The following is a 23603-nucleotide window of genomic DNA, read 5'->3' as shown; positions in this document are numbered from 1 at the left end:
GGGGCGCGGCGCTTCTCGCCTGATGTACAGCCGGTTGCAAGCCTGACCTGTTCACATGAAGCATGCGCAGTGACACGTCAGGGAGGCCGTTGTGATCATTGCTGTTGGCGCCTTCGCCTTAGTCCTTCTGCTGGTCGCCGTCCTCATCGTCGTGATCTACAACGGGCTGGTCCGCAAGCGCAACGCCGTCGAGAACGCCTGGGCACAGGTCGACGTGCAGCTCAAACGCCGCCACGATCTGGTCCCCAACCTGGTGGAGGTCGTACGCGGCTACGCCGGTCACGAGCGGCAGACGCTCACCGCCGTCACGGCCGCCCGCGCGCAGGCCCTCGGCGCGCACGGCCTCGCCGAGCAGGCCAGCGCCGAGAACGCGCTGACCGGCGCCCTGAAGACCCTGTTCGCGGTCACCGAGTCCTACCCCGACCTCAAGGCCAGCCAGAACTTCGCCGAACTCCAGGAGGAACTGGCCACCACCGAGAACCGGATCGCCTACTCTCGCCAGTACTACAACGACGCCGTCCTCACCTACAGCAACGCGATCCAGACCGTTCCGGCCAACATCGTCGCGGGCATGGGCGGGTTCACCGCCCGCGAATACTTCCAGGCGCCCGGCGAGGAGCGCGGGCCCGTACAGGTGCGATTCTGATGACCGTCTGGTTCGCCGCGGCGGCCGTCGCCACCGCCTTGTGGGCGCTGCTCCTGCTGGTCCTGGCGATCGCGACCCGGACCCCGGACATCACCCCCGGCCCGCCGGGCGCCCAGCCCGCGGACGAATCGCCCGCCGTGGTCGACCTCATCACCGGCGGCTGGCGCTTGTGCGACGAGGCCGCCTCGGCCACCCTGCTCGACCTCGCCGCGCGGGGCGCCGTCCAGATCGAGGAGGTCGGCCCGGAGTTGTCCCTGGTACGACTGCGCCAGGCCGAAGGGCTGAACCCGTACGAGCAGCTCGTCTACGAGCACGTACGCTCACTCGCGCGCGACGGCGTCGTGGCGACCGGCGCGCTGGCCGAGGGCTCACGCAACCTGGGCCGCTGGTGGAAGAGCTTCCGCAAGAAGGTCATCGCCGACGCCCGGCGGCGCGGACTGTCGCGGGCGCGCTGGAGCCGGGCGCACGCGACGCTGCTGTTCGCGGCGGCGCTGGTGCCCGCCGCGCTGGTCGCCGTCGCGGTCACCGTGGCCGACACCTCGGCCGACTCCGACCGCGACGGCGGCATCGGCGCGGGCGTCCTCGCCTATGCCGCGCTGGTCTACCTGGCCGGGCGGCTCAACGGCGAGCGCGGCACCGACCTGGGTGTCCAGGCGGCGGGGCATTGGCTGGCCGTACGCGAGAGCCTGTCGAACTCCCGCTTCGCCGACAAGCCCGCGGCGAGCGTGACCATCTGGGGCCGCCCCCTGGCGTACGCGGCCGCCCTCGGGCTCGCGCCGCGCGCGGTGCGCAGCCTGCCGGTGAGCGTACCCGCCGACGACCGCCGCGCCTGGTCCGACTACGGCGGCATGTGGCACGCGGTGGACGTACGCTACCCGTCGCGGCTCATCTGGGGCCGGCCGCCGCTGCACGCCATCGGCCGCGGGCTGGCGGCGGGGTTCTTCGCCGGTTTCTGGACGTGGATCGTGCTGATCGTCCTGTCCGCGTTCGAGCTGTGGCCGCGCGCCCTGGCCCAGCCGGGAGGCTTCGCTGTCGGCCTCGCGATCGCCGCCGTGCCCGCCGGCCGCGCCCTCCTCGACCTCACCGGCCAGACGCAGATCGAGGGCCAGATCGTCCGCCTGCGCAGACGCCGTTCGGGAGGCAACGAGAACCGGCCGAAGTACGTCCACTGGTGCGCCGTCGACGAGGGCCGGGGCCGCGAGCTCAAGGCGTACGGCATGGCCGAGGAGCAGTGGAGCCGCCTGTCGGAGGGCGATGTCGTCCGCGCCAGGGCCGGGCGGCGGGTCGGCTGGATCGGCGAGATCGAGGTGCTCCGGAACACCGCACACCGGGGCCACTACGCCGACACCCAGGACCACCTGATCGACGCCCCACGCAACCTCGGCGAGGTCCGCCCCGGGTGGGGAGAGCCGGACGGCGGCATGCGTTCCTGACACCGTGCCGCCGACCCAGCGTTGCGGGCACGCGCTTACGGATATCCATCGCGGCGGAGCGGGGACACCCCCCAAATCTGGGGATCTTCCTGCGGCGCTACGCACGGAATTCTGGAGGGGCAGCTCGGGAGAGAGGAACGAGGGTCACCATGGGCATTTGCACCATTCGAGGATTCCGCAAGACGGCCACGGTACTTCTGGGGGCGACGCTGATCGCCGTCCCGTTCAACGCGGCACCCGCGTCAGCCGTCGGTGACGAGGACTTCAAGGCATTCAGCATGTGGTTCGACGTCGGCGAACTCTCCAACACCAATGAATGCATTCCGGTGTGGGTGACCGCACGCTACCGGGACGCGTCCGGTAGCGACACCTGGACCCGGCTCATCAGGACGAACACCAACGGCTGCGACCCCGACCAGGAGCATCTGCAGAAATTTGGTGATTTCCAGAACACCCACAGCACGGTCCACCTGCTGGCCGGTCCGAAGCCGACCCATCACTTCCGCTGGAAGGACCTCACGAGCCTGACGCTGACGGTGACCACTCCGAACACGCCGCCGGGGCGCCAGAAGAACGTGAAGATAACCAAGGAGGTCATCGCGGCGCAGGACCTCGACAACAACTGGCATGAGCTGTTCAACGAACAGTATGTGCACGTATTCGCCGACGGCTTCAACGACTTCGAAATGTTCGTCAAACACCCCTGAGCGTGATCTTGCCGACCACTGGCTAGATGCGGCTGGAGGATTCCCGGCGCGCGGAGTCTCCCAATGCCGGGCGGGGAGGGCCGGTCAGGTGTGGTGGCGGGCGCGGGAGGCGGCGGCGTGGGCGCGGTTGGCGCAGCGGGTCGAGCAGAACTGCCGCCGCCCCGGCCGGCTCCGGTCGATGAAGGCGTCCCGGCACGGCGAGGCCGCGCACAGCCGCAGCCGTGCCCAGTCCCCCGCGGCGGCCACGTCGAGCAGTTCGCGCACCGCGCGCACCGCCAGCCGGTCCGCCGTCCCCGCGCCGTCGGGCGCCGCGAGCCGCAGCACCGGCACCCCCTCCACATCCTCGACGGCCACTCGCGCCGGCAGCCCGGCCGCGAACCCGGCCAGCGCCCGCGTCCGCTCCGGCGGCTCGCAGGCCAGCACCGCCCGCAACCGCCCGCGCATCTCCCGCACAGCGGCCAGCTCAGGCTGCTCACCAGGCGACTCGGGCTCTTCACCAGGCGATCCGCCGAACTCCTCCTCGCCGAACTCCGCGCAGAACTGCCGCAGCGCCGCCGGGTCCGGCAGCCGCTCCGGCTCGTCCAGATACTCGTCCCACGTGTTGGCGAGGTCCAACGCCACCAACCCGGTATCGACGTACTGGCGCATCTCAATTTCCTCCTGCTACCGTCAGGACTATGAGCACTATAACCCCTGACGCAAGATTCGCCATCCTCGACGCCCCCTCGAACCTCGGCCTGCGCCCGCCCGCCCCGGACGCGATCCCCGGCTGCTACAAGGCCCCGTGGGCGCTGCGTGACGCCGGGCTGCGGGAGCGGATCGGCGCGGACGACGCGGGCGCGGTGGTTCCGCCGCGCTACGTGGCCACCTGGCAGCCGGGTGGCGGGGTCCGCAACGGCCCGGCCATCGCCGCGTACGCCAGGAAGCTGGCCGACCGCGTCGCCGCCGTACGCGAGTCGGGGGCCTTCCCGATCGTCCTCGGCGGCGACTGCTCGATCCTGCTGGGCCCGGCCCTCGCGCTGCGCGAGACGGGACGCTACGGCCTGGCGTACCTGGACGCCCATGCCGACTTCCGCAACCTGGGCAATTCCCCGTATGTGAGCTCGGCGGGCGGAGAGAGCCTCGCCCTGGTGACCGGCCGTGGCGACGACTACCTGACGGACATCGGCGGTCTGCGGCCGTACGTGGCCGACGAGGACGTGATCGTGCTCGGCGTCCGCGACGAGGAGGACCTGCGGGACGTCAAGGAGTCCGGTCTCGCGTACGTGCCCGCCGCCGACCTCGGCCCCGGCACCCTCGACGTCGCCAGGAACGTGCTGGTCCGCGACGACCTCGACGGCTTCTGGATCCACGTCGACGCCGACGTGCTCGACTCCGCGATACTGCCCGCGGTCGACTCCCCCACGCCCGGCGGACCCGACGCGGACGGCCTGGCGGGGCTGCTCCGTGGCCTGCTCAGCCTCCCGGGAGCCGCCGGACTGGAACTCACGATCTTCGACCCCGACCTCGACCAGGACGGCAGCCAGGCCGCCCTCCTCGTGGACATCCTCGCGTCGGCACTCGCCACCGACCGGTAAGGATGACCCGGCCGGATGAGGATGTCCCGACAGGTGGGATGGCGGGCCGTACTCCCTTGACGATGTCTGATCCACCTCGGAGGATTATGTACAGATTGTGGACTAAAAGCACCAGGGGAGCCGAGGATGACCAAGCCGCTCAGTGTGCAGCTCTACTCCGTAAGGGACCAACTGGCCGCCGACCGTGATGACGTGCTGCGCCGGATAGCCGGGATCGGTTACGGGGCCGTCGAGCCCTTCGATCCCACCGGCGATCCCAAGGGCTTCCGGCAGGTGGCCGACGATCTCGGGCTGGCCGTGTCGAGTACGCACGCCTACGCGCTGCTCAGCAAGGAGCCCGCCGAGGTCTTCGAGGCCATCGCCACCGTGGGCACCGATCTGGTGATCATCCCGGGCGGCATCGCGCACGAGGAGTTCACCACGCGCGACGGCCTGTCCAGGACCGCCGACCTGCTGAACGGCCTGGCCGAGCAGGCGGCCGCGTACGACATGCGGATCGGCTACCACAACCACTGGTGGGAGATCGAGCCGCGGATCGACGGCCGCCACGCCCTGGAGGCTCTTGCCGACCTGCTGGCTCCGGAGGTGTTCCTGGAGATCGACACCTACTGGGCCGCCGTGGGCGGCGCGGACGTGCCCGCCCTGCTGCGCGGTCTTTCCTCCCGGATCCTGGCGCTGCACGTCAAGGACGGTCCGGGTGTCAAAGAGGAGCCGCACGTGGCCGTGGGACAGGGCGTCATGCCGGTGCCGGAGATCCTCGCGGCCAGCCCGGACACCTGGCGGATCGTGGAGCTCGACAGCTGCGCGGGCGACATCTTCGAGGCGCTCGCGGGCAGCCACGCCTACCTCACCGAGCTGAGCGCTTCATGAGCTCCGGACCCGTAGGCGTCGCCATCGTCGGCGCCGGTGTGATCAGCGCCAACTATCTCCATCATCTGTCCTCCTTCCCCGACGTCCGCGTGCTCGGGATCGCCGACCTCGACACGGCCAGGGCCGAGGCCGCCGCGCGCGAGCACGGGGTGCCGGTCTCCGGCACCGTCGAGACCGTGCTGGCGGTGCCGGAGGTGGAGATCGTCGTCAACCTGACGATCCCGGCCGCGCACGCCGCCGTCGCGCTCGCGGCGCTGCGCGCGGGCAAGCACGTGTACAGCGAGAAGCCGCTGGCCCTGGACATGGATGAGGCGGCCAAGGTCACCGCGGAGGCGGCGAACCTCGACCTGCTCGTCGGCAACGCCCCCGACACCTTCCTCGGCGCGGGGCTCCAGTCGGCGGCCAAGGCGCTCGCTTCCGGCCTCATCGGTACCCCGGTGGGCGTCACGGCCGCCTTTCAGAGTCTCGGCCCCGAGTCGTGGCACCCCAATCCCGAGTTCCTCTACCAGCGTGGCGCCGGTCCCCTGTTCGACCTGGGCCCCTACTACCTGACCGCCCTCGTCGCCCTGCTCGGCCCGGCGGCCCGCGTCACGGCCAGCACCCGGCGGGCCCGCGACCACCGGGTGATCGGCTCGGGGCCGAAGGCGGGCACCGCGTTCGCGGTGGAGGTTCCCACGCACGTCAACGCACTGATCGACTTCGCGGGCAGCGCCAGCGCGACCGCGACGTTCAGCTTCGACTCGGCCATCCGCCGGCAGACGATCGAGATCATCGGCACCGAGGGGGCGCTGTCGCTGCCCGACCCCAACAACTTCGACGGGCAACTGCTGGCCCGCGGTCCGCATGACGCCGAGTGGCGGGAACTGCCCGTCACGGGTACGACGGCCGGACGCGGCCTGGGCGTCCTGGACATGGCCAGGTCGTTGCGTACCGGAACCCCGCACCGGGCCTCGGGCGCGCTCGCCCAGCACGTACTGGAGATCATGACCGCCATCGGCGAGGCCGGAGAGGACGGCGAGGCCCGCCGCCTGCACACCACGTCACCCACCCCACCACCACTGCCTGACGGCTGGGACCCGCACGCCGCCACGCTGACGTAGACGTAGCAGACCGGCCTGTTCACGCTCGGCTGCTCTCGCTTGGGCAGCCGAGCGCGAGCAGGCCGGCCGAGCGCGTGAGCGGGTCGACCTTGGGCGTGAGCGGGTCGACCTTGGGCGTGAGCAAGTTGGCCCCAAGTGGAGATCGGTTGCGTGACGCTCGTGGCGGAGTGTCGAATGGGATCGGCACGTGGGCGCGACGTCGACGAACCCCCCGGGAGTGGCTATGAGGCCGTTGGCCATCGCATTGATCGCGATCCTGCTGGCCACGGGCTGTTCGACGCCGAGGCGGGACAAGATCACGGTCGCGTGCGGCGCGAGTGAGCGGTGGTGCGCGATGATGGTCAAGAGGTTCTCCGATTCCACCGGCGTGGAGGCCGAATTCGTCCGGCTGTCGAGTGGGGAGGCGCTGGAGCGGATCAAGGCGGCCAGGGCGCGGCAGGAGTTCGACGTCTGGCATGGCGGTCCGGCCGACTCCTACGTCGCCGCCAAGAGTCAGGGACTGCTGGCGCCGTACAAATCCGAAAAAGCCAGTGAAATCCGGCACGGGTGGGCCGATCCGGAGTATGCCTGGAGCGGGATCTACGCCGGTGTGCTGGCCTTCTGCAACAACACCAAGGAGCTGGCCAAGCGCGGCATGCAGCCGATCCACTCCTGGCGGGAGCTGCTGGACGAGCGACTGCGCGGCAGCGTCGCCATCGCCCACCCGGCCACCTCCGGAACCGCCTACACCGCCCTGTGGACACAGGTGGAACTCAACGGCCGCGACCAGGACAAGGCACTCGGCTACATGCGTAGCCTTCACCCGAACGTCCTGAGGTACAACTCCTCCGGCAGCGCGGCCGCCTCGCAGGCGGCCAAGGAGGAGGCGGCGGTCGGCGTCGTCTTCTCCCATGACTGCGTCGCCGCCCAGGAGCAGGGCTATCCGAACCTGGAGGTGACCTTCCCGCAGGAGGGCACCGGCTACGAGCTCGGCGGCCTGGCCGTACTGGCCGGGGCCCACAACCCCGACAGCGCACGCAAGTACGTCGACTGGGCGCTGAGCGGAGAATCCCAGCGGCTGGGGCCGCTGGTGAACTTCTACGCCCTGCCCACCAACACCACGGTGCCGGCGCACTCCAAGGCCGCCGACCCGGCGACGGTCAAGCTGGTCTCGTACGATGTGGAGGTGGCCGGGCGCGCCAAGCAGGCACTGGTCGACAGGTTCAGCGCGGAGATCGCCCGGCCGCCCGTCTAGGAGCAGCCCTCGAACTGCGGGACCGAGACCACCGACAGGTCGATGCCCGACTTGCCGAACCACTTGTCCAGCAGCATGTTCGCCGTGCCGTCCTGGTACATCTCGGTGATGGCCCGGTTGAGCTCCTCACAGCCGTCGACATCACCCTTGCGAATGCCGATCGCCGTACGTTGCTCGTTGAAGGTCGCGCCGACCAGGTGCAGGTCGACGCCCGGCTTGGTGAGCAGTCCCGCCAGGATCTGGCTGTTGGTGGAGATGGCGTCGATCCTGCCGTCCTTGATCATCTGCAGGCAGACGTTGTAGTCGGGTGCGGGGACGGCGATCGCCTTGACCCGGCGCTCGTCGATGATCCGCTGGGCGATGTTCGTGCCGCGCACCCAGCAGATCTTGCGGCCCTCCAGGTCGCGGACGTCGCGGATGACGTCCTTGTCGGCCGGCCGTACCGCGATGTCCTGGAAGTCGACGTGGTACGGCCCGGCGAAGTCGATCACCTTCTTCCGCTCCGGGGTGACCGACATGTGGGCGAAGACCAGGTCGGCACGCCCCTGTGTGAGCACGGTGAGCTGGTCTCCGGCGGTGATCTCCAGCCAGCGGATCTGCTTGCCCAGCCGGGAGATGAGATACTTGGCCACGTCGATGTTGAAGCCGTGGTAAACGCCGTCCTGCCCCTTGAAACTGATCAGCGGGACGTCGGAGCGGATGGCGACGATCAGCTCGTCCTTGTCCACGAGGGATTCCGGCCGCCCCGCGCCGCAGGCGGTGAGCAGCAGCATCAGACAGATCAGCAGCTTTCTCACCGGTACTCCCTGAGCCGTGGCCAGATCCCGACCAGGATGAGCAGGGCGCCGGCGGCCAGCCCGGCGGGGATCAACCGCCACAGCGTCTCCAGGGCTCCGTCGCCGTTGTCGATGGCGCGCTCGAAGTCGGACTCGTGCCGCCGGACCAGTTCCTCCAGCACCTTGTCGTAGCTTTCGTAGGTCTGGGTGAGCTCGCCGTCCCAGTACTTGATCGCCGCTTCCGCCGTCATGGTCCGCATCAGCGCGTCCGCCTGCTGGAACTTCTGGTAGACGGCGAAGAGGCGTTCCCGGTCCTGGCCCGTCAGGCTGCCGAGCAGGCCCTGGAAGTCGGCCCGCAGCTTGCTCTGGTAGTCGGGCAGGCTGGTGGACTCGACGGCCGCGATCGTCTGGGACTTGTCCAGGAAGGCGTGTTCGTAGGTGTCCTTGCGGTAGCGGTCGAGCAGGTAGCGGCTCTGGTCTCCGTGCATGCTGTTGCTGATCGCCCGTGCCCTGGTCAAGGTGAGCACCGCGTCGAAACCGCCGCGCTTGGCCTCGTCCAGCGCCTGGCCCTGCCGGTTGAGCAGAGCCGTGCCCATCACCAGACCGACCACGGTGAGCACGGTGGCGACCACCAGGGCCGGCGCGAAGACCCGGCGGAACCTGCGGGTCAGATACGTCTGCAGCCCCAGCAGGCAGGCCAGCGCGAGCAGCCCGGCGACGATGACGGCGAAGCGGGCCAACGAGGTGGTCGAGCGCTCGGCCACGTGCGCGCGCCGGACGATCGTCCCGGTTTCCAAGGTCAGGTTGTAGGCCTGGGGAAGCAGTTCGCGGTGCATGAGGTCGGTGGCCTTCTGGTAGGCCTGGACCACATTGTCGGGCGGCTGTCCCGCGGTGTGCTTGGACTGCACGTCCAGCAACCGGGCCTGGGTCGCCAGCCGTTCGTAGCGGCCCAGCCCCTCGATCAGCGACTCGACCGTACGTTGCTCGGCGGGATTGTCCAGAGCCAGCCGGTACGCCTTGAGCAGGCTCTCGGAGATCTCCAGCCGCCGCTGGTCATAGTTGGTCAGATCGGCCTGCTGCTGGGGGCCGTACTCGCTGCCCAGCAGCAAGGTCTCGGCCACCAGTGCGTCCATCTCCGACATCTGCCGATACAGGCCCGTGGTGGCGAGCACCTGCGGCCCGGCGTCATGCCCGATGGTGCGTAAGCCGGAGCCCGTACTCGCCGCGCCGGCCAGGATCGCGGCCAGCAGGAGCGCCAGCGTCAGAAGGGACAGCCCGGCCAGCGTACGCACCCGCCCGGAGACCGACTTCTCGCGCCGGACCGGAGGCGCCGCTGTCACCGTCATGGCCCGCTCCGGCGGGAGACGCGGGGATCGCCGGTGTGCAACGCGCCTCCCGAGATCGACTCGTGCTCAGAAATTCGAGCATGGCCGCGGAAGTGACAGATCCGCAAGAGGGACTGCCGGTCGCACCGCCGAAGAGGACAGGTTTGCCCCCGTTCGGCCGCCGGAAGCTAACGTGCCCATACCCGCTCTACGACGTCAGGAGTCACATGACAGACCACACCGCGGCCCGGCGCGTCGTCGTCCTCGGGGGCGGCATCCTCGGCGTGTCCACCGCCGTGCACCTCGTACGCGGCGGCGCCGAGGTCGTCCTGGTCACCGAATCGGAGCTCGCCGGCGGCGCGTCGGGACGTTCGTTGTCCTGGCTCAACTCGGCGGGCATCCGGTCCGGCTCGTACCATCTCCTGCGCATCCTCGGCATCGACCGCTACCGCACCCTGTTCGCCGCCGACCCGAGCCGGGACTGGCTGCGCTTCGACGGCGGCCTGTGGTGGACGACCCCCGACGGGGGCGAGGCGACCCGCGCACGGCACGCGCACGAGGTCGCGAGCGGCTACGAGTCGCACCTCATCGGCCGCGCGGACACCAGCGACCGGGTCAGCGGGGTCCAGGTGGGGGCGGGCCTCGCGATCCACAATCCGGGTGACGGCTGGGTCTCCCTCCCCCACCTGATCCGCGAGCTCGCCGACGAGCTGGTCCGCCGCGGGGGCCGGCTCGTCACCGGCGCGGGACGCTGCTCGGTGATCGTGGAGGACGGCCGGGCACGGGGAGTGCGCGGCGCCGACGGCACGGCGTGGCGTGGCGACGCCGTCGTGGCCGCCTGCGGCGCGCAGACCCCGGCGGTGCTCGCGGAGCTCGGCGTGAACCTGCCGGACGCGTCCCCGCTGTCCATGCTCGTCATCACCGAGCCGGTCGAGACCGAGGTCGTGACCGTGCTGAACACGCCGCGCGCGGCGATGCGCCCCAACCCCGGGTCGACGTTCGCGATCGACCACAGCTGGTACGAGGAGCACATCACCGAGCACGACGACGGCTCCTGCTCGATCGACGAGAAGTACGTCAAGGAGCTCGTCGCCGAGGCGTCCGCCCTGCTCCAGGGTGATGTCACTCTCCGGGCGGCGTCGTGGCGGCTCGGCCGCAAACCCATACCGGGGGATGGCGACCCGGTCTTCGGCGAGCTGGAGTCGGTGCCCGGCTGCCATGTGGCGTTCACCCACTCGGGTGCGACGCTGGGGCTCATCGCCGGGGAGCTCACTGCGTACGAGGTGCTCACCGGCACCCGGCATCCGCTCCTGGAGGACTTCCGTCCGGGGCGCTTCATCCGAACGGGGTGACCCCGGGTGGTTCGTCACGCGACCGTCTCGGTCCGTGTGACGGTCCGTGGTGGCTGGAGTCCCCAAGGAGGGCCCTTCGGGGAACGGAAGAACGGATGCCCGGCGAGCGCTCGTGGTCGCCGCGCTAAGCGGGGATGACGTACGCGTTGGTGCTGGGCCGGCCGGTGCCGTTCACGGCCGTGATGTAGAGGAACGGGCGGCGGGGGTCGACGTCCGTGGGCGTGGTGAAGGGGACCCAGGCGGTGCCGGCCTCGTCCGGGCCCTGGGCGACGGTCACCGTCTTCATCCCCGACCCGGCGCGGGCGTACTGGACCTTGATCGTCCCGCCCGCGAGGTTGCGGCCGGTGATCGCGATCCCGGTCGCGTTCCTGGTCGCGCCGAGGATGAGCGGTGCGTTCCAGGAGCCGTGGAGGTCGTCGCTCAACGACGGGGTCATCCAGTTGAGCCGGCAGGTCAGGAACGGGTCCCAGCCGTAGGAGATCACCTTGGTCACGGCCGCGCCGGCCGCCATGACCTGGGCGTCCAGCCGTTTCTTGGTCGTCCGGCCGCGTAGCGGCAGCGGGTCGGCCCGGCCGCACTCGCCGGCCACCGGGGCGGGTTCGAAGGCCTCCGCGTTCATCCACAGCTCCACTCCCGGCGGCCGTGACCGCGCCGCCGCCTGGAGGTAGTCGTAGGTCGAGCCGTAGTACGCCTTCCGGTTGGTCACGTCTCCCACCATCGGCACCAGGCGGGGATCGACCTTGGCGTCCACCTCGTCGCGGCCGTACACGGGCACTTTGCCCGTTCCGCGCCCGTCCTGCACGGCGACGATCATGGGCGCGCCGTGCGCGGTGGCGGCGATGGCGGACAACCCCGGCCCCACCCGCTCGGGCGGGAAGCCTTTGTCCCTGCGCGCGTCGAAATAGGGGCTGACCAGGATCTTCTTCCCGGGCAGCGTGGCGGCCACCACGGCGTGCTGGGCCTGGTACAGGTCGATGGTCGGATCGACGCTGGGCCGCGACTTCACCGCCAGCTCGAACGACTGGTACACCCCGGCGAACGCCGCCGACGACCCGTACCTGCCCCGATAGTCCGTCACCACCCGCTCGGTGAGCGCGGTCACGGCGCCGAGGTGCGTGAGGTCGGGCAGCCACGGCCGCTTGACGTCCTGCGGCGCGGCGGGCAGCCCAGGGAACACCTTCATCCCGTACGCGGCCGCCTCCGCCATCAGGTTGCCCAGCCCGTCGCCGTCGGTGGCGATCAGCACGAGGTCGTACGGGCCGCGTGAGCAGGATCTGCCCAGCAGCAGCCGGTAGTAGACCCGCTCACCGCTCTCGATCCGCCGGTCCAGGCCCGGACAGCGCAGCAGGCCGTCGCCGAACAGCTCGTTCGCCGCATAGCCGTAGACCCGGCGGATGCGCGGAACCGCCTCCCGAGCGGCCTGGTAGCACGTCTTCCCGTTCTCGACGCAGCCGGTGAAGTCGGGGTCGGGCGCGCCCTCCTTCAACAGCCGCCCCGCCCGGTCGACCCGGCTGGGCACCAGGCGCGGGCCGAACGTGATGAGCGTGTCACCGCCGACCCCGTGGATCGCCTCCACGGTCCGCCGCGTGACGCACGGGTCCGAGCGGGGCACCAGCCAGTAGCCGGTGATCGCGTACGGCGCGTCGACCCGGGTGTCCCGCGCCGGACACCCCGCGTCGACCGGCGTCACGGCAGAAGTCGTGGGAGAAGTCGTCGTGGCAGGCGTCGTCGCAGCGGGCGTCGTGAAAGCGGGTGTCACGACAGGCGTCGGAGAGAGTGTCGTGGCCTCGGCCCGCATCCCAGGAACGACGGTGGCGGCCAGCACCGCCACGGCCGCGAACCCGCGCAGGATCCACCCGGATACCACATGACCTCCTCGCGCGAGTGTCCGCTCGCGGCCAGAACGGTCGTACCCGTTAGATCACCCCATGCACCTTATCGCGGGCCGGCCGGACCCCCAGGAAACGAACCTGGGGGCCACGACACGGACCCCTCAGGCCACCGGGTCGTCCGCCGGATCGCGGTACGGCGTGGTGAAGGTGTGCATCCCCGACCCGACCTCCACCAGCTCCCCGGACGGCAGGTCGACCTCGGCCGTCGTCCCCGACGGCACGGAGACGGTGACCGTGAGGTTGCCGCCCGTCCGGGACCAGGCCACCGCCGCCGGGCCGTACGGCGTCTCGTGCTCGGCGGAGGCGTGGGTGAGGCCGGCGCCGGGCCGCGGCGCGACGCGGATGCGGCGGTAGCCGGGCGCGGCGGGGGCCAGGCCGGCGAGCGTGCCGTGCAGGAAGTCGGCGACCGCCCCCAGCGCGTAGTGGTTGAACGAGGTCATCTCACCGGGGTTGACCGAGCCGTCGGGCAGCATGCTGTCCCAGCGCTCCCAGATCGTGGTCGCGCCCATGGTCACCGGGTACAGCCACGAGGGGCATTCGCGCTGCGTCAGCAGCCGGTAGGCGGTGTCGTGCTCCCCCGCCGCGGCCAGGGCGGCGCAGACCAGCGGCGTGCCGACGAAGCCGGTGCCGATGCGGTAGTCGTCCTGGTCCACCAGCTCGGCCAGCCGCTTGCCCGCCCGCGCCCGCTGCTCCGGCGTCTCGGCCAGGCCGAGGTGCAGGGACAGCGCGTAGGCGGTCTGGGTGTCGCTGACCAGGCGGCCCGACGGCGAGAGGTACTCGCGGCGGAAGGCCGCCCGGACCTCGGCGGCCAGTTCGCCGTACTTCTTCGCGTCCTCGCCCCGGCCCAGCAGCTCGGCGGTGTCGGCCACGAGTTGCGCGGTCCAGGCGTGGTAGGCGGTGGCGATGAGGTACGGGTCGGTCCTGGCCTTGCCGGGCCGGTCCGGCGGCGCGGCGGGGTCGAGCCAGTCGCCGAACTGGAAGCCCTCGTCCCACAGGTGGTCGTCCCCGGCGATGCCGGCGATGTGGTCGACCCAGCCCTTCATGCTGTCGTACTGCGTCTCCAGCACCCCGAGGTCCCCGAAGCGCTCGTAGAGCACCCAGGGCACGATCACCGCCGCGTCGCCCCACGCCGCCGTCGGCATGGCGGGGAACTCGAGGCCGACCCACGGGATGTAGTAGGGCACCATGCCCGACTCGTCCTGTTCGGCGGCCAGGTCGGCGAGCCAGGAGCCGAGCGTGCCCGCGCAGTCGTACAGGAAGGCCGCGGTGGGGGCGAAGACCTGGATGTCGCCGGTCCAGCCGAGGCGCTCGTCGCGCTGGGGGCAGTCGGTCGGCAGGTCGACGAAGTTGCCGCGCATGCTCCACACCACGTTGTCGTGCAGGCGCTGGAGCTGCGGGTCCGAGCAGGTGAACCAGCCGGTACGCCGCATGTCGGTGTGGCAGACGACCGCCTGGACGCTGTCGGGGCGCAGCTCGCCCGGCCAGTCGATCAGCTCGGCGTAGCGGAAGCCATGCATGGTGAAGCGCGGCTCCCACTCCTCCTCCGCGCCGCCGGCCAGGGTGTACTCGTCCTGGGCGGCCGCGTTGCGCAGCGGGCGGCGCGACAGGGCGCCGTTCTCCAGGACCTCGGCGTGGCGCAGCGTGACGGTGTGGCCCGCCGGTCCCTGGACGCGGATGCGCAGGCGGCCGGAGATGTTCTGGCCGAAGTCGAGGATCGTCTCACCGGCCGGCCCTTCGATGACCTCGACGGGACGCAGCGTCTCGAAGCGGCGGACCGGCGGGCCGGTGGGGGCGACGAGCAGGCCGCGGTCGTGGTCCACGACGTCGGCGGGCAGCCACGCGCCGTCGTCGAAGCCGGGCGCGGACCAGCCGGCGGGCAGCAGGCGGGCGTCGTACTTCTCGCCGTCGTACAGGCTCGCCGCGAGGATCGGGCCACGGGCGCAGCGCCAGGAGCCGTCGGTGGTCACGACGTCGGTCGAGCCGTCGGCGTAGACGACCTCGAGCTGGGCGATGAGCGCGGTGCGCGAGCCGTACGTCTCGACCCGGCCGTCCTTGAAGCCGACACGGCCGCGGTACCACCCGTCGGCGAGCATCGCGCCGATGGCGTTGTCACCCTCCGACAGCAGCGCGGTGACGTCGTGCGTGCGGTAGCGCAGGCGGTGGTCGTAGCTCGACCAGCCCGGCGCGAGCACGTCATCGCCCACGACCTGCCCGTTGATCTCCACCTCGTACAGGCCGTGGCCGGTCACGTACAGGCGGGCCCGCTCGACCGGCCCGCGGAGGGCGAAGTCGCGCCTGAGCATGGTCGCGGGCCCGTCCGGCGCGCCGAGCAGCTCGGCGGGCGGCGCCGCCGCCTCCGCGCGCCACTCCTCCGCCTCCAGCAGGCCGGCCTCGACCCAGGTCCACTCGCTCCACTCGCTCGCCTCGCCGTCCTGACCGCGGACCCGCACGCGTACGGCCCGGCGCTCCCGCGAGCGCAGGTCGTCACCCGGCCACGGGACCAGCACGGAGTCGGAGCGCCCGGTCGTGGAGACGACCTTGCCCTCCGAGTCGCGGATCTCGACGTCGTAGCCGTGCTGTTGCCAACCGGGACGGTCGTCGCGGACCGTCCAGGACAGCCGTGGCCTGGGTTCTCCGATGCCGAGCGGCTCTCGGTGGTGCTCGAAACGCAGGTCGATGGTCATGCGGCTCCTCTGAGCGTCAGCCCTTGATCGCGCCGGCGGTCATCCCCGCCACGATCTTGCGGTTGAAGAAGATGAAAGCGAGCAGCGGCGGGATCGTGATGAGCACGATGTCCATGAACAGCAGGTTCCACTGCGTGCTGTATTGGCTTTGGAAGTTGTACAGCGTGAGCTGGACGGTGGCGTTCTCGTCACCGGGCAGGAAGTAGAGCGGGTTGACGAAGTCGTTGAAGACGGCGACCGACGTGGTCAGGATGACCGTGATCGTCACCGGCCGGAGCAGCGGGAAGATCACCTTGAAGAACAGCCGGAACCCGGTGCACCCGTCGATCATCGCCGCTTCGTCCAGCTCGCGCGGCACCGCCGCCACAAAAGCGCGATAAAGCAGCACTGAGTACGACATGTGGAAGGCGACTTCGACGAAGATGAGCCCCGGCAGCGTCTTGAACAGGCCGAGCGTCTGGAGCACCCAGATGGTCGGCACGATCGCCGGCGGGATGATCAGCCCGGACAGCACCAGGAAGTTGACCACCGACCGCATGCGGCCCGCCCTGCGCTGCAGCACGAACCCGGCCATGGAGCAGAAGACGACCAGCAGCGTGACCGCCACGACCGTGAGGATCGTGCTGTTGAGGAAGGCGCGCAGCAGCACGTAGTCGCGCGCCTCGATCACCTCGACGAAGTTCTGGACGATGGGCCAGCTCGTCGGCCAGCCGAAGTCCAGCTCCGCCGACTGGACCTCGTCCTTGACCGCCGTGAGCACCATGAACGAGAACGGCACGACGAAGATGACGACGGCCAGGAGGACCACGACGAGTTCGGGCCCGGATCTGCGCAGCGCCCTCATGCGGCGACCTCCCTGGCGCTCAGGAAGCGGGTGAGCGGCACGACCAGCGCGGTGACCACGATGAACAGGATCACGTTCCCGGCGGTCGACAGGCCGAAGAACCCCGCCTGATACTGCTTGTAGATGATCGAGGCGATGACGTCGCTGGTGAAGCCGGGTCCGCCGCGGGTCATCGTCCAGATGAGGTCGAAGGACCGCAGCCCGCCGATGAAGGACAAGATGATCACCGAGTTGGTGGCGGGCCAGCTCAGCGGCAGCGTCACGAACCTGAACCGGTGCCAGGCGCCGCCACCGTCGACCGCGACCGCCTGGTAGTAGTCACGCGGGATCGACATCATGCCGGCGATGTAGATGACGGTGGCCAGGCCGACGCCCTTCCAGACGTCCACGAGCGCCACCGACAGCAGCGCGGTGTTCGCGTCGCCGAGCCAGTCGGGGCCCGAGATGCCCACCAGGGCCAGCGCCTTGTTCACCAGCCCGGTGTCGGGCTTGAGCAGCACGCTGAACGTGATGCCGACCGCGACCGTGCTCACCAGCACCGGGAAGAACACCACCGAACGCAGGAACCCGCGCAGCTTGATCCGCGAGGTGAGCAGCACGCCGAGCGCCATCCCCAGCACGACCTTCAGCCCGCTGGTGGTCACCGCGTAGATCAGGGTGTTCTGGAAGCCGATCCGCAGGTTCTGCTCGGCGAAGAAGTCGGTGAAGTTCTCCAGCCCCACGAAGGTGCTGTCGAACAGCGTCCACCTGGTCATCGAGAAGTAGAAGGCCATGATCGTCGGAACCAGGAAGACGATCGTGTAGACGACCCCCGCGGGCACATAGAACAGGTAGGGGTACGGGTTGCCGCCGCGCCCGCCCTTCCCCTTGCGCGCGCGGGCACGCCGCCCGGCCGCCGCGGTGGGCGGCTCGGGCGACGTGGCCGTGCTCGGCCTCGAGGAGGTCACCACCCCGCGAGCCCCAGTTGCTTGGCCTGCTTCTCCACGTCCTTGTCGTACTGGGCCGCCCCCTCGGCCGCCGTGGTCAGGCCGGAGCCGACCGCGACGGTGATCTGCTCAAGGGACGGGCCCTTGACCGGGGAGACGAACTCCAGCGCGGGCGCGGACGCCTTGTTGTCGAGGTAGACCTGCAGGTCCTTAGCTACCTGGACCGCGTCGTCCGGCAGCTTGGCCCCCTTGATCCGGTACGGTCCGGCCGGCGGGGTGCCCTTGCCAAGGGCGGCCGCACCCTCCGGGGAGGCGATGAAGGCCAGGAACTTCTTGGCGGCGTCGAGGTGCTTGCTCGTCTTGGGGATGTAGGCGGCACTCGGCTCCCAGACCGTGGCGCCGTTCTTGGCGGCGTCGTCACCCGGCAGGCCGAAGAAGCCGACGTCGGTGCCCACCTGCGGGAACTTCTTGATGAACCCGGGCACCACTCCGGTGAGCAGGGGATAGTGCACGCCCTGGCCCTCGGCCAGCAGCTTGATCCCCGCGTCGAGGTTGGCCGAGCCGAAGCCCTTGTTGAGGTACCCCTTGGCGTGCACCTCTTCCAGGCGCTTGAAGCCGGTCAGCGCGGCCGGGGTGGTGGCGTACTTGGCCTTGTTGGCCGTGTAGTCCTGGGCGAAGGTCGGCGAGGCGGCCTGCACGTTGAAGAAGTCCGCGAGCACGAACAGCTGCGAGGTCCAGGTGTCCTTGAACGTGGAGATCACCGGCGTCAGCCCGGCGGCCTTGATCTTGTCGTTGTTGGCCGTGAACTCGGCCCAGCTCTTGGGCACCTGGAGCCCGAGCTTCTCGTAGACCTTGCGGTTGTAGAGGATGCCGCCACCGGTGGCGGTCCCCGTCGGCACGCCGTACGCCTTCCCGCCCTGGGTGACAACAGGCAGGTACGACTCCTCCACGTTCTTCACGACCGGGTCGCCGGTGAGGTCGACGAGGGTCTGACCGGGGTTCAGGGCCTGGAGCAGGGACCCGGAGTTGTACCAGAAGACGTCGCTCATCTCGCCCGTGGACAGCCGGGTCTTGATGATGTTGTCGCCCTCGGTGCCCGCCGGGCGGGTCTCCGACTCGATCTTGATCTTCGGGTTGGCCGCCTCGAAAGCTTGGACGACTGCTTTGGCCCCGTTGACCGTGGCTTCGTTGTTGTCGTAGAGGAAGGAGATCGTGACGCTGCCGTCGGCGGCCGTCGTACTGCCGGACGAGCCGCATGCCGCCAGGGAAAGGAGGGGGAGGGCGGCGGAGAAGGCCACCCCGAGTCTGTGAAGCGTGGTCTTCATAACACCCCTTGGGGCTCGAAGCTTAAATCGTTTCAATGGCCTCGTTAGGGCGTTAACATAGGCTTTACGTTCCAGGGCCGTCAAGGCTCTCCTGCGGTAACGAAACGGAAACGTATCAGCGGCTCAAGGCGTGTCATCCGCGCCGGTACCCGCAAACATCCGCCCTGAAGCGAAACGATTCAAACCTTCAGCGCCGACGGCCCGTCCCCGTATCCTGGACCTCCGACCCTTGCGGCTAAGGAGCTCCCATGCACGTCGTCGTCACCGGTGCCCACGGAAAGGTCGGACGTGCGGCCACCCAGGCCCTGCTCGATGCCGGTCACGAGGTGACGGCCGTCGACCTCACCCGCCCGGTCTGGGAGCGGACCGAGCCCGGCGCGCCCCGCTACCAGCAGGCCGACCTGACCGACGCCGGGGCGGCGTACGCGGTGGTCCGCGGCGCCGACGCCGTCGTCCACGCCGCCGCCATCCCCGAGCCCAGCACCAACCCGCCGCACGTGGTCTTCCAGAACAACCTGATGTCCACCTTCAACATGCTGGAGGCGGCGATCAGGTTCGGCGTGACCCGCTTCGTGAACATCTCCAGCGAGACCGTGCCCGGCTTCTTCTTCCCCGAGCGGCCCTTCCTGCCCGACTACGCGCCCGTGGACGAAGAGCACCCGATCCGGCCGCAGGACCCCTACGCCACCGCCAAGCACTTCGGCGAGCAGCTCATGGACGCGGCCGTGCGCCGGTCAGACATCCGATGCGTCTCCATCCGGCCGAGCTGGGTGCAGCACGAGGGCAACTACGAGCGCAATCTGGGCCCGCAGCTCCGCGACGGACAGCCCGGGGCCGGGCTGTGGAGCTACATCGACGTCTACGACCTGGCCGACGCCATCGTGCTGGCCACCGAGTCCGATCTGCCGGGACACGAGGTGTTCTACATCGCCTCGCCCGACAACGTCGGTGGCCACGACTTCGCGACGGCCCTGCGGGAGCACTACGGCGACGCGATCGCGCTGCGGCCGCTCAGCCGTCCGGATGCCTCCGGCATCTCCTGCGCCAAGGCGGTCCGCCTGCTCGGCTGGGCGCCCAAGCGCTCGTGGCGCGACTACCTGGACGAGGACGGCCGGGCGCTCAAGAAGTGACAGGCTCCTATGAAGTGAGCTTGGTGATGCGCACGGCGTCCGCGATGACGTAGCCGGTCGTGGTGGTCCAGCGGCTCACCCCGACCACGTTGTAGGTGCCCGCGTCGAGGGTGTACGTGCCGAGGGTCCGCCACTGGCCACCTCCCGTGCGCTGGTCCACGACCACGGTCTGGTTCCCGCCCGACGCCGCCACGAGATACGGAGTGGCGCTGTTGTAGCCCGCGTTGGCGGCGTACCAGACCTCCACCCGGTAGCTCCCGGCGCTCGGGATGGCCGCCTTGAACCATGCCGGGTCGCTGGCCGCGACGGGGTCGGCGAAGCGGTAGTCGGCCCCGTAGAGCTGCGCCGAGAACGATGAGGTGCCCCAGGAGGAGCTCGCGGCGAACCCGGCGCCTGCGTTGTCGACCACGACACTGAACGCCGCCGTGCCCGTCACCACCGCGCCCGCGCTCGGCGCGCTCTCCTGGTGCGTCCGGTTCAGCGCGGTCACGTAGTAGGTGTAGCCGCCGGTGGCCGTCGCCGTGGCGTCGGTGAAGGTGGTCTTCCTGGTCGTGCCGAGCAGGTTGCGGGCGTCGGCGTACGCGCACGGATCGGCCGCCGGTTGGGAGCCGTCGACCCGGTAGATCGCGTAGGCCGTGGCGCCGCCCTGCCACGAGAGCGCCACGCCGCCCGAGCCCCTGGTCGCCGCTGCGCTCGCGGGCGCCGCCGGTGCGGCGGCGGTGCCGCGGGCGGGCAGCAGGGCGGGCTTGGCGTAGTGGGCGTTGACCAGCGCGGCGATGGCGCCGATCCGGTTCGCCTTGACGTCCTTGGCGCTGAAGTAGACGTCGCCGGCCACCTCGGGGTGCTTCCTGTTGTCGTAGAGGTGGTCGCTGAGCTCGGCGGGATCCTGCCAGGCCGCGTCCTGGCCGCTGGCGCCCGCGCGGTAGGCGGCCTGGCCGACGACCAGCTGGACGCCGGTGCCCTTCACGACACCCGACCACCAGGCGGTCAGCTTCGCGTAGTCGGCGGCGCTGTTTCCGATATGCCAGTAGATCTGCGGCGCGAGGTAGTCGACCCAGCCCTGCTTGACCCAGAGCCTGCTGTCGGCGTAGATCGCGTCGTAGGACTGCAGGCCAGAGGTGCTGGACCCGAGCGGGTCGGTGCTCGCGTTGCGCCAGATGCCGAACGGGCTGATGCCGAAGGCGACCCAGGACTTGGCGGCGTGGATGCGCTGGTCCAGCTCACGCACCAGCAGGTTGACGTTGTCGCGCCGCCAGTCGGCGATGCTGCTGAACCCGCCGCCGTACTGGGCGTACGTCGCGGCGTCCGGGATGCTCTGGCCACTGACCGGATAGGGGTAGAAGTAGTCGTCGAGGTGCACGCCGTCGAGGTCATAGCGGGTGACGGCGTCCATGATGGCGTCCTCGATGAAGTCGCGGACCTCCGGGATGCCGGGGTTGTAGAGGAGCTTGCCGCCATAGGCGAATCGCCAGCTTGGATGCTGACGTGCCGGATGGGTGGCGACCAGCTTGCTCGGATCGTCGTCATTGGAGATCCGGTACGGGTTGAACCAGGCGTGAAACTCCAGGTTGCGGGCGTGCGCCTCGGCGACCATGAAGGCCATCGGGTCGTAGCCGGGATCCTTGCCCTGGGTGCCGGTGAGCCACTGTGACCACGGCTCGTACGACGAGGGCCAGAACGCGTCCGCTGTCGGCCTGACCTGCACGAACACGGCGTTCATCCGCTTGGACACGGCCAGGTCCAGCCACGCCCTGAACTCCGCCTGCTGGGCCGCCACGCTCAGCCCCGCGCTGCTCGGCCAGTCGATGTTGGCGACCGAGGAGACCCACATGCCCCGTAACTGCCGCTTGGGCGTCGCGGGATCGGTCACGCACGCCGCCGCCGAGACGGCGGGAGCCGTGGCGGGCACCACGAGGGCGGTGAGCACAAGGGTCATCGTGGCCAGGATGGTGCGCAGGGGGTGCGTGGTCACGAAAAGAAGTTTCAGCTTCTCTCGAACTGAGCGCAATAGTCTTCAGCCAATCGAGGGGGCCCAACTTTCCGTCCCACATGTCCGAGTACGGGCGGAAAGTTTCTTCTAACTCGTCAGTAATGTCAATTATCGACATCTGTCAGGAACCGGCTTACTGTGCAGCCGTCGACCCTTAACGAGGGAGCTCCCATGTCACTCTCCCCCAAGCGATTAGCGGCTCTCGTCTCCTCGGTCCTCGCCGCCCTCCTGGTCTTCGCGGGTCAGCCCGCCGTCGCGGCCAAGGACACGCCGCTCTCCGACGCCTTCGCCCGCGCCGCCGCGGCTCAGGACGTCCCGCGCGACCTGCTCGTCGCGCTCGCCTACGCCGAGACCCACCTCGACGGCCACAACGGCGAGCCCAGCGCCAGCGGCGGCTACGGTGTGATGCACCTGGTCAGCAACCCCACCACGAAGGCGCTGGAGAAGGCCTCCAGACTCACCGGGTTGCCGGTCAAGAAGCTGCGCGCCGACACCGCGGCCAACATCCTCGGCGGCGCCGCGCTGCTGCGCGCCAACGCCGACGAGCTCGGCCTCGACGAGGCCGCCAGGAAGGACCCCGGCCGCTGGTACGAGGCCGTGGCGAAGTACGGCAACACCGCCTCGCCCCAGCTCGCCCGCCTCTACGCCGACGCCGTCTACGAGCTGCTCGGCCTCGGTCTCCAGGCCAAGGACGTACGCGTGGCGCCGCAGGAGGTGACGGCCGACCGCGGCCAGTACGCCGAGACGCGCGCCTTCGGCGCCGCCGAGGCGGCCAGCCCCGACTACCCGGACGCCACCTGGGCGGCCGCCAGCTCCAGCAACTACACCGCCTCCAGCCGCGAGTCGAGCTACGCCATCGACCGGGTGGTCATCCACGTGACGCAGGGCTCCTACGCCGGGACGATCTCCTGGTTCCAGAACCCCAGCGCCCAGGTCTCGGCCCACTACGTGGTCAAGTCGTCCAACGGCGCGATCACCCAGATGGTCCGGGACAAGGACATCGCCTGGCACGCCGGCAACTGGACGTACAACACCAGGTCCATCGGCATCGAGCACGAGGGCTACGTCAGTGAGGCCTCGTGGTTCACCGACGCGATGTACCGATCCTCGGCCGCGCTGACCAAGTACATCTGCGACAAGTACGGCATCCCGAAGGACCGCAGCCACATCATCGGCCACTCCGAGGTGCCCGGCGCCGACCACACCGACCCAGGGCAGTACTGGAACTGGACCACGTACATGAGCTACGTGACCGGTGGCGGCGGCACCCCGACATGGACCGCCACGGTCGACAACACCACCTCCGGCCAGTTCACCGCCAGCGCGAACTGGGGCACCTCCACCTACTCCACCCAGCGCTACGGCGCCGACTACCGGTTCGCCGACCCCGTGGCCGCCAGCGACCCGGCCTGGTATCAGGCGACCATCCCCAGCGCGGGCACCTACCGCGTGGAGGTCTGGTATCCGGACGATCCCGGCTACAACAGCTCCGCGCCGTACATCGTGGCCGCCTCCGGCGGCAACCAGACGGTGTACGTGGACCAACGCTCCGGCGGCGGCAGCTGGAAGAGCCTGGGCACCTTCTCCCTCGCGGCGGGCACCGCCAACGTCGTGGGAGTCAGCCGGTGGACCTCCGGCACCGGCCTGGTGATCGCGGACGCCGTCCGCATCAGCAAGGTCTGAGATCTGGTACGGCCCGTGCCCGATCGCGCGGGCCGTACTTGTTCGCCGCGGCCAAATAAACGTCGATAAATATATGCCCATTCGCTAATAAGTGGACCGATGGAAACTT

General features: G+C 69.9%; 19 protein-coding genes. 10 read left to right on the top strand and 9 right to left on the bottom strand.

All coding sequences use genetic code 11. The features are described 5' to 3' along the window. Positions 1–91 precede the first annotated feature (91 nt). The 3 genes from AB0B61_RS01180 (at position 92) to AB0B61_RS01170 (ending at position 2786) form a co-directional block, all read left to right on the top strand. Positions 92–646 carry a LemA family protein gene (locus AB0B61_RS01180; protein ID WP_358426058.1) on the top strand — a complete coding sequence of 185 codons (555 nt, stop codon included), beginning with the start codon at positions 92–94 and terminating at the stop codon, positions 644–646. Then, positions 646–2079: a hypothetical protein gene (locus tag AB0B61_RS01175; protein WP_358426055.1), complete on the top strand. Its 1434-nt coding sequence runs from the start codon at positions 646–648 to the stop codon at positions 2077–2079. The genes AB0B61_RS01180 and AB0B61_RS01175 overlap by 1 nt, the downstream gene beginning before the upstream one ends. A 149-nt stretch (positions 2080–2228) precedes the next feature. Then, complete coding sequence (locus AB0B61_RS01170; protein ID WP_358426052.1) at positions 2229–2786, top strand: hypothetical protein; 558 nt, start codon at positions 2229–2231, stop codon at positions 2784–2786. Positions 2787–2870: 84 nt separating this feature from the next. Here the strand turns inward: AB0B61_RS01170 and AB0B61_RS01165 are convergent, their stop codons facing one another. After that, the gene (locus AB0B61_RS01165; protein WP_358426049.1) at positions 2871–3434 is read right to left on the bottom strand and encodes a CGNR zinc finger domain-containing protein; all 564 of its coding nucleotides are present in this window, start codon (positions 3432–3434) and stop codon (positions 2871–2873) included. Between the two features lie 29 nt (positions 3435–3463). On the opposite strand from AB0B61_RS01165, the gene AB0B61_RS01160 reads away from it, so the two are divergent. From AB0B61_RS01160 to AB0B61_RS01145, 4 genes are all read left to right on the top strand, one after another. Further along, the gene (locus tag AB0B61_RS01160; protein WP_358426046.1) at positions 3464–4363 is read left to right on the top strand and encodes an arginase family protein; all 900 of its coding nucleotides are present in this window, start codon (positions 3464–3466) and stop codon (positions 4361–4363) included. A 126-nt stretch (positions 4364–4489) separates the two neighbouring features. After that, a complete protein-coding gene (locus AB0B61_RS01155) occupies positions 4490–5233 on the top strand; it encodes a sugar phosphate isomerase/epimerase (RefSeq protein WP_358426043.1) in 744 nt (247 codons plus the stop codon). Continuing rightward, entirely contained in the window at positions 5230–6333 is a 1104-nt protein-coding gene (locus AB0B61_RS01150) for a Gfo/Idh/MocA family oxidoreductase (RefSeq protein ID WP_358426040.1), read from the top strand. The genes AB0B61_RS01155 and AB0B61_RS01150 overlap by 4 nt, the downstream gene beginning before the upstream one ends. A 223-nt stretch (positions 6334–6556) precedes the next feature. Then, on the top strand, positions 6557–7567 hold the full coding sequence (locus tag AB0B61_RS01145) for an ABC transporter substrate-binding protein (RefSeq protein ID WP_358426037.1): 1011 nt from the start codon (positions 6557–6559) through the stop codon (positions 7565–7567). On the opposite strand, the gene AB0B61_RS01140 is transcribed toward AB0B61_RS01145, so the two are convergent. Both AB0B61_RS01140 and AB0B61_RS01135 read right to left on the bottom strand, forming a co-directional pair. Continuing rightward, positions 7564–8364 carry a transporter substrate-binding domain-containing protein gene (locus tag AB0B61_RS01140; protein WP_358426034.1) on the bottom strand — a complete coding sequence of 267 codons (801 nt, stop codon included), beginning with the start codon at positions 8362–8364 and terminating at the stop codon, positions 7564–7566. The genes AB0B61_RS01145 and AB0B61_RS01140 overlap by 4 nt on opposite strands. After that, positions 8361–9689: a hypothetical protein gene (locus AB0B61_RS01135; RefSeq protein WP_358426031.1), complete on the bottom strand. Its 1329-nt coding sequence runs from the start codon at positions 9687–9689 to the stop codon at positions 8361–8363. Before AB0B61_RS01135 ends, AB0B61_RS01140 begins: the two co-directional genes overlap by 4 nt. A 206-nt stretch (positions 9690–9895) precedes the next feature. Between AB0B61_RS01135 and AB0B61_RS01130 the strand changes: the two genes are divergently transcribed. Continuing rightward, positions 9896–11020: an FAD-binding oxidoreductase gene (locus AB0B61_RS01130; RefSeq protein ID WP_358426029.1), complete on the top strand. Its 1125-nt coding sequence runs from the start codon at positions 9896–9898 to the stop codon at positions 11018–11020. A 124-nt stretch (positions 11021–11144) separates the two neighbouring features. Here the strand turns inward: AB0B61_RS01130 and AB0B61_RS01125 are convergent, their stop codons facing one another. From AB0B61_RS01125 to AB0B61_RS01105, 5 genes are all read right to left on the bottom strand, one after another. Next, a complete protein-coding gene (locus AB0B61_RS01125; protein ID WP_358426027.1) occupies positions 11145–12887 on the bottom strand; it encodes a DUF4434 domain-containing protein in 1743 nt (580 codons plus the stop codon). Positions 12888–13013: 126 nt separating this feature from the next. Then, positions 13014–15596, bottom strand: coding sequence for a glycoside hydrolase family 78 protein (locus AB0B61_RS01120; RefSeq protein WP_358426024.1), 2583 nt, complete (start codon positions 15594–15596; stop codon positions 13014–13016). 16 nt (positions 15597–15612) lie between these two features. Beyond that, entirely contained in the window at positions 15613–16440 is an 828-nt protein-coding gene (locus tag AB0B61_RS01115; RefSeq protein ID WP_225290058.1) for a carbohydrate ABC transporter permease, read from the bottom strand. Further along, positions 16437–17387 (bottom strand): sugar ABC transporter permease, encoded by a 951-nt coding sequence (locus tag AB0B61_RS01110; RefSeq protein ID WP_357941968.1) that lies wholly within the window; start codon positions 17385–17387, stop codon positions 16437–16439. Before AB0B61_RS01110 ends, AB0B61_RS01115 begins: the two co-directional genes overlap by 4 nt. Next, entirely contained in the window at positions 17384–18691 is a 1308-nt protein-coding gene (locus tag AB0B61_RS01105) for an extracellular solute-binding protein (protein WP_358426020.1), read from the bottom strand. The genes AB0B61_RS01110 and AB0B61_RS01105 overlap by 4 nt, the downstream gene beginning before the upstream one ends. 248 nt (positions 18692–18939) lie before the next feature. Between AB0B61_RS01105 and AB0B61_RS01100 the strand changes: the two genes are divergently transcribed. After that, the gene (locus AB0B61_RS01100) at positions 18940–19821 is read left to right on the top strand and encodes an NAD(P)-dependent oxidoreductase (protein WP_358426017.1); all 882 of its coding nucleotides are present in this window, start codon (positions 18940–18942) and stop codon (positions 19819–19821) included. Between the two features lie 7 nt (positions 19822–19828). On the opposite strand, the gene AB0B61_RS01095 is transcribed toward AB0B61_RS01100, so the two are convergent. Beyond that, positions 19829–21793: a family 10 glycosylhydrolase gene (locus AB0B61_RS01095; RefSeq protein ID WP_358426014.1), complete on the bottom strand. Its 1965-nt coding sequence runs from the start codon at positions 21791–21793 to the stop codon at positions 19829–19831. Positions 21794–21982: 189 nt separating this feature from the next. Between AB0B61_RS01095 and AB0B61_RS01090 the strand changes: the two genes are divergently transcribed. Then, the gene (locus AB0B61_RS01090) at positions 21983–23494 is read left to right on the top strand and encodes an N-acetylmuramoyl-L-alanine amidase (protein WP_358426011.1); all 1512 of its coding nucleotides are present in this window, start codon (positions 21983–21985) and stop codon (positions 23492–23494) included. Positions 23495–23603: the final 109 nt, after the last annotated feature.

This window comes from Nonomuraea sp. NPDC049158, from assembly GCF_040648335.1.
GTDB lineage: Bacteria > Actinomycetota > Actinomycetes > Streptosporangiales > Streptosporangiaceae > Nonomuraea.
Note: the sequence above shows the minus strand (reverse complement) of the source record. Positions and strands in the feature narration are given on the sequence as shown.

Bases quoted from the DNA above. Each gene is read 5' to 3' on its own strand.
- AB0B61_RS01175 (WP_358426055.1), top strand. From the start codon at position 646: ATGACCGTCTGGTTCGCCGCGGCGGCCGTCGCCACCGCCTTGTGGGCG.
- AB0B61_RS01170 (WP_358426052.1), top strand. From the start codon at position 2,229: ATGGGCATTTGCACCATTCGAGGATTCCGCAAGACGGCCACGGTACTT.
- AB0B61_RS01165 (WP_358426049.1), bottom strand. From the start codon at position 3,434: ATGCGCCAGTACGTCGATACCGGGTTGGTGGCGTTGGACCTCGCCAAC.
- AB0B61_RS01160 (WP_358426046.1), top strand. From the start codon at position 3,464: ATGAGCACTATAACCCCTGACGCAAGATTCGCCATCCTCGACGCCCCC.
- AB0B61_RS01155 (WP_358426043.1), top strand. From the start codon at position 4,490: ATGACCAAGCCGCTCAGTGTGCAGCTCTACTCCGTAAGGGACCAACTG.
- AB0B61_RS01150 (WP_358426040.1), top strand. From the start codon at position 5,230: ATGAGCTCCGGACCCGTAGGCGTCGCCATCGTCGGCGCCGGTGTGATC.
- AB0B61_RS01145 (WP_358426037.1), top strand. From the start codon at position 6,557: ATGAGGCCGTTGGCCATCGCATTGATCGCGATCCTGCTGGCCACGGGC.
- AB0B61_RS01135 (WP_358426031.1), bottom strand. From the start codon at position 9,689: ATGACGGTGACAGCGGCGCCTCCGGTCCGGCGCGAGAAGTCGGTCTCC.
- AB0B61_RS01130 (WP_358426029.1), top strand. From the start codon at position 9,896: ATGACAGACCACACCGCGGCCCGGCGCGTCGTCGTCCTCGGGGGCGGC.
- AB0B61_RS01120 (WP_358426024.1), bottom strand. From the start codon at position 15,596: ATGACCATCGACCTGCGTTTCGAGCACCACCGAGAGCCGCTCGGCATC.
- AB0B61_RS01115 (WP_225290058.1), bottom strand. From the start codon at position 16,440: ATGAGGGCGCTGCGCAGATCCGGGCCCGAACTCGTCGTGGTCCTCCTG.
- AB0B61_RS01105 (WP_358426020.1), bottom strand. From the start codon at position 18,691: ATGAAGACCACGCTTCACAGACTCGGGGTGGCCTTCTCCGCCGCCCTC.
- AB0B61_RS01100 (WP_358426017.1), top strand. From the start codon at position 18,940: ATGCACGTCGTCGTCACCGGTGCCCACGGAAAGGTCGGACGTGCGGCC.
- AB0B61_RS01090 (WP_358426011.1), top strand. From the start codon at position 21,983: ATGTCACTCTCCCCCAAGCGATTAGCGGCTCTCGTCTCCTCGGTCCTC.